The sequence below is a fragment of the Paenibacillus thiaminolyticus genome, assembly GCF_007066085.1.
GTDB classification, from domain to species: domain Bacteria; phylum Bacillota; class Bacilli; order Paenibacillales; family Paenibacillaceae; genus Paenibacillus_B; species Paenibacillus_B thiaminolyticus.
The window spans coordinates 216,187-227,435 of the sequence record NZ_CP041405.1 but is presented as its reverse complement, the minus strand read 5'-3'; the positions used below and the strand labels follow the sequence as shown (position 1 = coordinate 227,435).

Annotated in this window: 9 protein-coding genes; 5 read left to right on the top strand and 4 right to left on the bottom strand. The window is 44.8% G+C overall.

Annotated elements, in window-relative coordinates:
• Positions 1-86: 86 nt before the first annotated feature.
• The 4 genes from FLT43_RS00930 (at position 87) to FLT43_RS00915 (ending at position 5,140) form a co-directional block, all read left to right on the top strand.
• The gene (locus FLT43_RS00930) at positions 87-1,064 is read left to right on the top strand and encodes a DMT family transporter (protein WP_087443758.1); all 978 of its coding nucleotides are present in this window, start codon (positions 87-89) and stop codon (positions 1,062-1,064) included.
• 224 nt (positions 1,065-1,288) lie between these two features.
• A complete protein-coding gene (locus FLT43_RS00925; protein ID WP_087443759.1) occupies positions 1,289-1,993 on the top strand; it encodes an ABC transporter ATP-binding protein in 705 nt (234 codons plus the stop codon).
• Positions 1,994-1,998: 5 nt separating this feature from the next.
• Positions 1,999-4,557: an ABC transporter permease gene (locus tag FLT43_RS00920; RefSeq protein WP_087443760.1), complete on the top strand. Its 2,559-nt coding sequence runs from the start codon at positions 1,999-2,001 to the stop codon at positions 4,555-4,557.
• A gap of 247 nt (positions 4,558-4,804) precedes the next feature.
• Positions 4,805-5,140, top strand: coding sequence for an antibiotic biosynthesis monooxygenase family protein (locus FLT43_RS00915; protein ID WP_087443761.1), 336 nt, complete (start codon positions 4,805-4,807; stop codon positions 5,138-5,140).
• Positions 5,141-5,448: 308 nt separating this feature from the next.
• Here the strand turns inward: FLT43_RS00915 and FLT43_RS00910 are convergent, their stop codons facing one another.
• The gene (locus FLT43_RS00910) at positions 5,449-6,285 is read right to left on the bottom strand and encodes an ATP-grasp domain-containing protein (protein WP_087443762.1); all 837 of its coding nucleotides are present in this window, start codon (positions 6,283-6,285) and stop codon (positions 5,449-5,451) included.
• Positions 6,286-6,663: 378 nt separating this feature from the next.
• On the opposite strand from FLT43_RS00910, the gene FLT43_RS00905 reads away from it, so the two are divergent.
• Entirely contained in the window at positions 6,664-7,620 is a 957-nt protein-coding gene (locus tag FLT43_RS00905; protein WP_087443763.1) for an alpha/beta hydrolase, read from the top strand.
• An 88-nt stretch (positions 7,621-7,708) separates the two neighbouring features.
• Here FLT43_RS00905 and FLT43_RS00900 read toward each other — a convergent pair whose 3' ends face one another.
• From FLT43_RS00900 to FLT43_RS00890, 3 genes are all read right to left on the bottom strand, one after another.
• Positions 7,709-8,917 (bottom strand): transcriptional regulator, encoded by a 1,209-nt coding sequence (locus tag FLT43_RS00900; protein ID WP_087443764.1) that lies wholly within the window; start codon positions 8,915-8,917, stop codon positions 7,709-7,711.
• A gap of 45 nt (positions 8,918-8,962) precedes the next feature.
• Positions 8,963-9,175: an aspartyl-phosphate phosphatase Spo0E family protein gene (locus tag FLT43_RS00895; RefSeq protein ID WP_087443765.1), complete on the bottom strand. Its 213-nt coding sequence runs from the start codon at positions 9,173-9,175 to the stop codon at positions 8,963-8,965.
• A gap of 534 nt (positions 9,176-9,709) precedes the next feature.
• Complete coding sequence (locus FLT43_RS00890; protein WP_087443766.1) at positions 9,710-10,993, bottom strand: helix-turn-helix domain-containing protein; 1,284 nt, start codon at positions 10,991-10,993, stop codon at positions 9,710-9,712.
• Positions 10,994-11,249 lie beyond the last annotated feature (256 nt).

Here is an 11,249-nt window from a genome sequence, read left to right as displayed (position 1 = left end):
TGATATTTTTTCATTCGATTGAAGTATTAATTTCCGAATTTTTCCCTTATTATATCACTATTATTGGATTTAAGGGTGATGGTTCAATGAGGAAGACAAATACGAGAAGAATGGGGTTATTTCTAGTTATCACAGGGGCAATCCTGTGGGGCATCGGAGGAACAGTTGCCCAAAAACTGTTTCAACAATTCGCCATTGAGGTCAATTGGCTTGTCACGACTCGCTTGCTTATCGCTGGCGTTCTCCTGTTAACCGTTCAGTTCTGCCGAAAAGAACGTTCACAGATTTTAGGGGTATGGAAAAATAGAAAGACTGCTTGTCGGCTCATTATTTTCGGATTATTCGGCATGCTTGCGGTTCAATACACCTATATGGCCTCCATTCAACATGGCAATGCGGCCGTTGCCACGCTGTTGCAGTATTTAGCACCGGTCATGATCATTCTGTACTCCCTGATTCGCAGACAATCCGTTCTAACGCGGCAGGATGTGCTTACCGTTTCTCTTGCTTTGGCAGGCTGCTTCTTTTTGTTGACAAATGGTTCAATCTCTCAGCTGTCGGTGCCGGCACCTGCCATCGTATGGGGTGTGTTATCTGGAGTCGCGCTGGCCTTTTATACTTTATATGCGGTTCCGTTGCTCGCGCAGTATGATTCCCTTGTCATTGTCGGCTGGGCGATGGTCTTGGGCGGTGTCGCCTTAAGCTTCATCCATCCGCCATGGCGCATGGACTTCCACAGCTTAACGGCCGAAGCTTATGGCTATTTGTTTTTTGTTATTATTTTCGGTACGATGCTTGCATTTTGGTTCTATATCGAAAGCTTGCAAAGTCTGTTGCCAAAAGAAACAAGCCTTCTCGGCAGCTTAGAGCCATTGGCGGCTGTATTCGCAACCGTCTTGTGGCTGAATGAACCGTTCGGATGGTTCCAATGGGTCGGCGCCGCCTGTATCCTGGGCATGATCTTGATATTGGCCTTGAAAAAAGAATCGGCTTCCGCTCAAGCGAAGCCAAAGGAAATGAAAAGTCCAGATATAAAAGGATTCACAAGAGGCAGCGGTTCCTGACGGTCACTCTACTGCCTCTTATTTTCCGTCATTCATTCAACGGCCAGCACGCCTTCTTGCGTAAGCAATGAAGGCCGCTTTTATCGGTTGACGTGGGCGTCGGGAGCCTTGTCCGCGACAAGATTCAAGAATGTAGTTTGTTTGACGTATTTTTCCATTGAATCATCGTCCGACTTTATAGTAAGGAAAATTTCACAAATAAAAAAGGAGTAAGGACGCTAACTATGAAACCAATCGTACAAGCCTTCAACATCTTCAAAGGTTATGAAACTGAAGGAGAACATCTGGGTATCCTCAAAGGGATCAGCGCCGCCTTCCACAAAGGTGAAGTTATAAGCATCATGGGTCCAAGCGGCAGCGGAAAATCAACATTCTTGGGAATATTAGGGACCTTGGATCTTCCTACAAATGGACATCTGTTCATCCAAAGTCAGGATGTGACCCATCTAACGGAGACACAGTTGGCCAGCTACCGGGCGAACAAGATCGGGTTTGTCTTTCAATCCTACAACCTGATCTCCACGATGACCGCTCTCGAGAATGTCATGCTTCCCATGATGTCCACCAAAGGAAAAAACCGCCGGCAAATGCAGCAACGGGCCAGGGAGCTGTTGGAGCTCGTCGGCATGAAGGAGCGCATGCATCACTTGCCTACACGCTTATCGGGTGGGCAGCAGCAGCGCGTGGCCATAGCTCGCGCGCTTGCCAATGATCCGTTGGTTGTCATCGCTGATGAGCCTACCGGAAATCTGGACCGGAAGACAGGAGAGCTCATCCTGGATCTGATCTTTTCTCTTCGCGATCGCTTACATATGACGTTTATCCTGGCCACTCATGATTCGCATGTAGCCAGTATGTCGGATCGGGTAATCCATCTCTCGGACGGCATGATTCAGCAGGAAATCGTTAATTTCCAGAAAAGGACGTGATCCAGATGATGTTTCATTCTGCTATGCGAAGTCTTATTAGAACTCCTCTTCGCACTCTCTTTACCCTGCTGTCCATTGCTGTTGGATTGGCTGGTTTTTACTGCATGACAACACTGACTCAACTGGTGCCCCAATCTGTGAATCAATCCGCGAAGCAGTTGCTAGGCGCCGATATCGCCGTGCGATCCTATCTTCAACCGACGACACTGAACGCCATGCAGCATATTATAGCCGAGTCAGATCGCCAAGCGCTCACGGGAGCTTACGTGTCGCAAACAATGATTATTTCCTCCCACAAGACGTCGAACATCGTAATGAAAGGGATCGATCCGGATGTGTACCCGTTTTATGGTGAAGAGCAGTTCCCCCTGCTGCGCGGACTACAGTCGGATGAAGTGCTGCTGTCACGGCAGGCGGCCGACCGTCTCCAGGCAAGTCCTGGCGACACCGTCTCTTTCGTCAATCACAACGACGGTTCCCTAAGCTCCTTTCGCGTCAAAGGGTTGGTGGATGGGGTACAAGAGAGCTATACGGATAGCAGCTTCTGGGGAATGGCTTATATATCATATCCAAAAAGCCTGGAGTTGATGGGCCTGCCCGCAGGGACGATCAACGAAGCGTTCATCCGTCTCCATGATCCGGGCGCTTCACAGGATATCAAGGAACAGATTCAAACGCGAATTATCGGCAGCCAGGCCATAGATATCGAGGACAAAAAAGTGCAGGCGAGCGCCGATTCGAAGGGGACCTTACTCGTTATGCAGCTTTTTTCCCTGCTAGCGATTGCGATTGCGGGCATCACCATTTTCAATACGATGACCATCCTGGTGTCTTCCCGTCAGCGTGACATCGCGATCATGAAATCAATCGGCATGACAGCGCGTCGCATCGCCTGCTACTTTTTGCTTGAAGCAGCCTTTATTGGAATCTTAGGCACCGCAGCGGGAATTGCGGCAGGCAGTCTGTTCGGAGTCGGACTGACCGCGTATATCGCCAAGATGCTCGGACTACCCTTGGCATGGCAGTTCTCTTGGCAGGCTGTTGTCTTTACCTGTACTGTCGGTATCAGTATCGCGCTCATCTCTGCCTGGCCGCCCATTTACAGATCGATGCACGTGTCATCGTTGGAACTGTTGCAGCAATCCAGTTCCATCCCCATCAGCCGCAAGCTTCCTTTCCGGGTGAAGCTGCGCCTGTTTCTCATCGTCTGTCTGGAGATTGGGGTCTACCTTCACGAGACGCTGCTTGCCAGCAGCCAAGATGCGGCAGCGTTGAAATGGATCACCGCCTTTGTCCTGTCGGTAATCATCTTATGCGTCATGATGCTAGTCGTTATGCTGTTCACTCGCTTATACGGACTGTTCTATCGCTTGCTGGGCCTGCTGAAGCATATCGCCCCATCTGGCTGGTTCATCCCGCTTCACAATCTAGGTTCCGAATATAAGCGCAATGCGCTGTTGACGGTTACGTTATCCGTTGCCGTACTGTCAGTGGTGGCGAGTCAGTTGTTTACCGACAATCTCGTTACCTCCGTGGAACATCAAATGGAGCAGCAGTTGAAGGGCAACCTGATTCTCTCCGCTGCGGTCAAGGATGGGCAAGCCGTACAATTGGCCTTGCAGCACACGCCCGGCATTGAGCAGTACAACAAAAGCTATGAGATGAAGGGAGTCTTCTCCCGCATCAATGGAGAAGAGGCCGTCCAGAAATTCCGTGCGGCCGGAGAACGGGGTAAATTATCTTACTTGGATAGCACCGATGTCTCGATTCAAGGCATTGATCCGTCTTCTAGCGACCGTGCCTATACGATCAAGGCAGGCCGTGATCTGGAAGCCGATGACGATGGTAAGCTATCCGCTGTATTGCTGGAGGATTACGCCAAGGATGTGGGCATCGCAGCAGGCGATATCGTGGAAGTAACGCTGAACAACCACCAGCTTCGTCTGGAGATTGTCGGTTTCTTCGAATCCGGTGCGATCAAGACGGCTGGCATCCGTATCCCGATGAGCACGCTGGAAGCGTATGGACAACCGACGCGTATCATCTATTACGTCGAAGCATCAGCCCGAGAGCTCCAGAATACGATGGCGGCGCTCAACCAGTCCTTACCCTCCTCCGCTGTCGCTTATTCTGTGAATGGAACCGTGATCGAAAGCTTGCAGAAGACGCTTAGCACACAAAGCACCTTCTTTTCCACGATTGCATTGTTTTCGTTCGCGACCGCGATTCTGATGATCGGGAACCAGGCAGTTATCTCGCTCATCCAGAAAAAAAGAGATGTCGCCATTTTCAAGACCATCGGATGGTCCACCGGCCGTTTGCTGCGCTCCATCCTGACCGAAAACCTGATACTTGCCTTTATCGCCGGAGTGATCGGCTCTGCGCTTGGCTTCATTTTTGCCGTGCTTGCCTTGAGTCTATTCGTGAAAGGGAATATTGATATCAGCCTTACCTGGTGCGGCATTGGCATTGCGCTATCCCTGGTGTCCTCCGCGGTCGTGACACTGCTCGCTTCCCTCCAAACGTTCCGAACCAAGCCTCTTCATCTGCTGCGTGGATTGTAGAAGATTACCGCGTGTTCTCATTCGTTATAATAATGAAGGGGATCTTTTGAATGGGATCCTCCTTCGTAGTCTAGTATCCTCCGGTTCTCTGGAGAGAATCCTGGATTCGTATCCGTTATTCAGTGTCAAGTTCCCTTATACTGTACAAAATTTCATTTTGACATTTACGAACGTAAGTTCTATCATTGAGTTTTGGAGATGATTTGCTTATCAATAACATTCTATTGTTGCTTGGAGGGATTTCTTTATGAGCGGGATTGCCCAAACCCCACAGCCACCATACTATGCAGTTATTTTCACTTCTGAACGAACAGCTGAGCATCATGGTTATGCTGAAATGGCCGAGGAAATGGTAAAGCTTGCATCGCTACAACCGGGGTTCCTGGGTGTGGAAAGCGCGCGGGAAGGTGTAGGCATCACGGTGTCTTATTGGGATTCTCTCGAAGCGATCCGAAAATGGAAGCAAAACGAGAGACATCTCGTTGCGCAGCGTAAAGGAATGGCAGAATGGTACCGAACCTATAAAACGAGAGTGTGCAAGGTCGAGCGCGATTACGGATTTGAAGCGCCGAATGCGAAGTGAAGTTGAATGAACCGCCTTTGCTAGGGGCCGTCCCAAAAGTCATTCTGCAATCAGAAAGCCCCGCTGCTTCTTGCAGCGCGGCTTGCCGAAAAAACTGCAAAACTACAGCACTCCCTTGGGGCGTTCCCTCCATCACTGGAATTCCTGCAAAACTGCAGGAATTGAAGCCATGTCAGCGGATAGAAAGCAAAAATCGGCGAAAATGATGCACTTTTGCAGGATTGGCATCAGATAGCAGCTGAACTAGTGAAAATTCCTGCATCTGTGCAGGATTCGCTGCCTCCCCGTGATATTATAAAGCTGCCTTTTTAAAGGCTCTGTTCATGTTGAAGAGCTTTTTGTAATGATTTTTTCAATGCTTCTACAAAGTTCTGGCGTGTTTCATCACTCAATTCTAACAAGGACAGATACGGGTTTAGATCTTCCAATTCGACTAATAAAAGCTCTCCTTGTTCATTCCGACAGGCATCGACTCGCTGGATTCCCCAATTAAGATTATTCCATTCGATAAATCGTTTAGCAAAAGCTACATCTTCTTCAGTAGGTATATATTCTTTTAGTTCCCATCTTTTATTTTTATCTGGCGCATAAAGAGCGTACTGAAATCCTTTATCGATAAAATAAAATGAGACTTCATATTCAAAGTTAATAAATGGTTGTACCAATGTATTTTTTAAGCCCGAATTCACTTTTTCACTCAATTTATCTTTCGTAACTAATTCCATGCCAATGGAATCCGCACCATCTTTCGGTTTTACAATATAGGTTTCTGCATCTGGGAGCTTATCCAGGGAATCAAGCGTATCAATTGTTGGAATGACAGGAAAATGAGCATTTGTTAACTCGATTAAGTATTCTTTTCCATTCATATCAGCCTTTCCGTCAAATGAATTGTATGTTTTTAAATGGCCCGAAACGACTCTATTTCGGAATGCTTGATATTTATCCTTGAAATTCGCTACTGGACCGGCATTGCGAAACACAATTAAGTCAAAATCTTTCTCAAATGTTTCCGTGTCTTCCGGATGACAAATGACCAAGTGAAAATTTTCTCTAAGTTTCGAAGTAAGGAACAGATCCTCCTCATAATAATTTCTTCCTTTTGCGACATAGTATAAATCTGTTACGAATAATAGTTTCTTCATGCACCTTCACCTGCTCTAACTTATTTTTGATAGATAAAAACAAAAACCTCGTCTCATTAAGAGACGAGAGATATAAGATGATTTTCAGTTATAACCTCGACACTGGCTTTCATCGAATCACCAGTTATCTGGGGAACAAGACTTATAACGTACTCTTTCTCTTCACAACAAAACATGTAATTTCCAGATATATTACTCTAGTCAGAAAATAATGTCAATAGAAATGTATACTGAACTTTTTAGTTAACGTCTCGGCGCTGGTTAGCGAAAGAAAAGGTCTCTCAGGCTATCGAGCAAGTCTCGGCAGCATGGAAACGACGAAGATCATTATGATATATTAAAATAACTAACATGAGAGTTTACTAGGAGAGAACAGAATTGAAGAAAAAAATGGTGACAGGCTTTATTTCCTTAATTGTATTTATCATTGTCATCCTTACCGCGGGGAGCTTTTACTTTTATCACGTGGCAATTGCGCGCGCTTCGAAGGACTTTTTGAGCGATAATCCCGACCTGAAAACCAGTCCGGAGCTGGAGGAATCGAAGGAAACCAGGCGGGCGGACAAGGAATGGTGGAACAACCAAAGCTTTGAGCGCTGGGAGATGGACTCGGATGACGGCATTCATCTGAAGGCGTATTATTTACCGGCATCCAAGCCGTCGGACAAAACAGTCATCATCGCGCACGGATATTCCGGGAACGCCACGCAAATGAGCGGTTACGCCAGAATGTACCACGATAAATTAGGCTACAACATCCTGCTCCCCGATGCTCGGGGGCATGGGGAAAGCGAAGGCCATTATATCGGTTTCGGCTGGCCCGAGCGTAAGGATTATTTGAAATGGATTCAGAGGGTTCTGGACGCGAATGGGACGAATTCGCAAATCGTTCTCCACGGCGTGTCGATGGGAGGGGCAACCGTGATGATGACCAGCGGCGAGGATTTGCCGCCGAACGTGAAAGCCATCGTCGAAGACTGCGGTTATACCTCCGTGAAGGATCAGCTTTCCTTCCAGCTGCGGCGCATGTATCATCTTCCGGCATTTCCGATCGTGGATACTACCAGCCTGTTGACCAGGCTGCGGGCTGGTTACTTTTTCGGAGAAGCCTCCGCGCTGGAGCAGGTGAAAAAGTCGAAAACGCCGACTCTCTTCATTCATGGGGCCAACGATACGTTCGTGCCGACGGAGATGGTGCATAAAGTTTACGAAAATTGCCCAGCCGAGAAAGAGCTATTCATCGTTCCGAAAGCCGGACATGGAGAAGCATACCGGATGGATCGGGAAACGTACGAAAAAACTGTGTCCGGGTTCATCGGAAGGTTCGTAACCTGAGTCCTTTTCATGTGAGAAACCCTGTACCTTACAAAAGGACAGGGTTTTTCAACATTCTGAGGCGTTTGAATATATTTAGGTTCCCTTTTCATCTGGCTACTTCCCATGAACACCGCGATGCCATCTCTACCAGATATGCTGATCTGGACCATAAGAGTTGTCCCACTGATTTTATGGCGGAATCAAGTTCTTTTAAGGTCTCCTTATCTACTATGACACCTTTCGCAATGGCCTGAAAAATATAGCTAAGACTATGCAGCGAATTGTCATACTGCCCGATCCCCGCATATTCCAAAACGCTTTTCTTGTAATATTCCAACGATTTGTCCATATCTTCGTGATACAAGATATCCCCCATATTCTTGTAAAAACGAGCTAACAGCGCTCGTTTAAAAGGCGTTGTGCGCATATCCTCCAGCGACTTCACCATTTGTTCTTCATAGACAAGAAGCTTCTTTGCTGAATGAAAGTCTTTTTTTTGTAAATATTGATCAAGTAGTTCAGCAACAGCATAAATAAGGTTGTATTCAGAAGTATTTTGTAAATAAGAACGCAACTTGGAAATCGAACTATCCACGTTCCCCATCTTGCCATCTATACAAGCCGACATAAAATGCACATTATCGGCTACATACGAAAAAGAGTACTTACTGTACTCATTTAGATATACCTGGCTCGCCCTGTAATCACCAGTATTATAGGAAGAATTGCATAGGCTAAGATAAGCATTCGCTCTATATGCACCATCTTCTGAGTTATCGTTCTCCACCACATATTTCATATAGGGTACAGAGTCATCATAGTTCATTAAGCTGTCAGCATGAACACCTATTGAATAATAAAATATAATTCGTTCTTTGTCGCTCAGAAACTGTACATAGTCCAATGCACACTTACCCAGTTGATAGGTTTCTTTCAATTTACTGAAATCATTTCGTTCGATCATGTATTTTCGGTATAATCCCTTGGCAATATAGGGCATCATTCCATGAGAGCGAGAGTAATCAATAATTAAGTTGTACACGGCTAATTGAATGGCGGTATCATCTATCGAGTCTGTTACTCTGCACAGCTCTTTTACTCCCTCCATGCCATTTGATAATTCAAGAAATTTGGCGGCTATTTCGGGTATTAATGATGGATGCTCGAGTGTTCCCAATTCGGTCTGTAAAATAGAGTATATGACTTCAGGTTTATGCTCAATCTCAGTATACTGATCTGCAATTTCGCTATTCATTTGCCGATAATGCTTAATTAACTCCCCCAAGCTTTTAGGCTTTACAGCACCGGTATTCACAGCTTCACCTTCCCCTAATAATCCGGAATATCAGATCCTTTTTTTCTAGCCGCAGCTCCTTCTTTGAAACTCCAAAAGGTATGTGTCCAACTTTTGGCTTAATCTTACAACGGTTTCATCGGTAAGACACTTTTTTTCCGTGGCCGTTTCTATAAGCTCCTGTCGGGTGCTCTCAATGATTTCAATTAAACAGCCAGCTTTCTCATAGCTATAAGTAAAAGGGATTAAATCGCCTTTGTATACCGGTTGATGGTTCATTTCCACACCTCATCCATAAACTGTATTATTTGACTTGATTATAGATGAAGTTGGTAAATATGACTTGATTCTGGATTATTATGCAACAACTTTATACATAAAACACAAAAAGACGCCCATAAAGGCGTCATAATACATCAATCTCCTTTCGAAGAGACTTTTCAAATTTCTATCTGTCGAACGAGTTATTGCTGCTATAGACCGATGGCTTGATCCAAGGGGGATCTGCAGAGACAACGCTGGGAGTGAGTGCAGCCCCTAAAACTATCAGCAACATTGCCAGTAAAAGAATCGGTGCTTTCGAAAATAACTATTTCATGTTACCAATCCTTTCTTAATCTTAATTAATGATGGTACCCCACCAACGAATGGCGGCCATGACTAGTGTTTTAAGATGTTATATGCATTAGAAGTTAGTTATCCACGGGGCATCGATGTATGAAACAATATGCTCCATGCTGATTGCTCCAAAAACTAGAAGAGAGGCAATGAAAAGAAGTTTTCGTTTTCTCATGACACCATATTCCTCCTTAATTATTTTGCAGCAATTTTTTGTAAAAGATTGTTAACTTTTTTGATTATCTCACTATTGAAAACTGACTGATTATGTATCATTGATTGCGTCACAAACGACAATGATTCAAAAGCTTCAGTAAAACGACCAATTTTTACGTACTCTAATGTACTTTTCAAGAAACTATCAACAGCGTCTTTTTCATGTTCTTTACGAGTTAACAATTGTCCTTTGATGCGAAAGTAGTGCGCTAATCTTGACCTTTCATATGGCGTAGTTCGTGGTTGAGTGATGCTCTCAATTATTTGTTCTTCATACATAAGGAGTTGATCTGCTGCAACAAGATCGTTTTTATAGAGATATAGTTCCATTAATTCAGTTACGGCATGAATCAAATTATATGAGGACAGGTTATCTAAACAGTTATTAAACTGAGTAATGGCGGACTCAATATTCCCTTTCTTCCCGTTAAGAAAGGCAGTCATTAATTCAACATTCTCTTTGACGAAAGGATACGGGAAATGACTATACTTTTCGAGATAGGAATTGCAATCGTCATAATTCCCCAAATGGTAATAAGCATTGCAAACATTATGAGTTGCATTTGCTAGCGGTTCTCCTGCCCCATTTTCCACAACATAATTACCGAATTTTATGGCATCATGATAAAACATAAGACTATAAGCGTGAACACTCAAGCCATAATATAGAAGTATCCGATCTTTCTCGCTCAAAAAATTAGCATAGTCCAGCACATTTTTTCCAACCTGATACGTTTCCTTCAACCTGCTGAAATCATTTCGTTCAATCATGTATCTCTGATATAATCCCTTAGCGATATAGGGCATAATTCCATGAGCCCGCGAGTAGTCAACGATGAGGGTGTATAAAGATAACTGAGTGGAAGGATGATTCACGGAGCCTATCGTTCGATACAACTTCTCTACTGCATCCAGGCTGTCTTCATTGGGCGCTTCAAGAAACTTGGCGGCAATTTTCGGTATGAGCGAAGGATGCTCGAGTGTTGTCAATTCGTTCTGTAAAATATTGTATATGACTTCCGATTTATGTCCGATCTCGATGTACTGTTCTACGATGGCGTCATGGGGAATGTCCAATACCGCGGCGATCGACAGGATGGATTGAAAATCAGGGCGTTTGACCTCGCTGTTTTCAATTCTCGACAGGCTGCCTTTATCTATGCCGACCGCTTCTTGCAGCTTCGACAGACTCAATTCCTTCTTCTGCCGATAGTACTGTATTAGCTCCCCCAACCTCTGTGGCTTCGCAGCAACGGTACTCACAGCCTCACCTTCCTTTGGGATTGCATATATTTGATTATCGATAGATTACCATAAAATTTGATTATTGTAAACACTATCCAACAAATAAACCCAAATTTCGTTAATCTCCTCCCTTTTTAATATGTTGTCTCTTAAATCCTTCCTCGTTCCCCCTTTCACAAGCAGACCTTTACAAACATTTTAAAAACCATACATATTTTCATCTATTAATGAAATTATGTATCGTTTTTCATTACAAAATTACGTTACTTTCTAA

Coding starts and splice junctions, on each gene's coding strand:
- FLT43_RS00930 (WP_087443758.1), top strand. CDS start 87: ATGAGGAAGACAAATACGAGAAGAATGGGGTTATTTCTAGTTATCACA.
- FLT43_RS00920 (WP_087443760.1), top strand. CDS start 1,999: ATGATGTTTCATTCTGCTATGCGAAGTCTTATTAGAACTCCTCTTCGC.
- FLT43_RS00925 (WP_087443759.1), top strand. CDS start 1,289: ATGAAACCAATCGTACAAGCCTTCAACATCTTCAAAGGTTATGAAACT.
- FLT43_RS00915 (WP_087443761.1), top strand. CDS start 4,805: ATGAGCGGGATTGCCCAAACCCCACAGCCACCATACTATGCAGTTATT.
- FLT43_RS00910 (WP_087443762.1), bottom strand. CDS start 6,285: ATGAAGAAACTATTATTCGTAACAGATTTATACTATGTCGCAAAAGGA.
- FLT43_RS00895 (WP_087443765.1), bottom strand. CDS start 9,175: ATGAACCATCAACCGGTATACAAAGGCGATTTAATCCCTTTTACTTAT.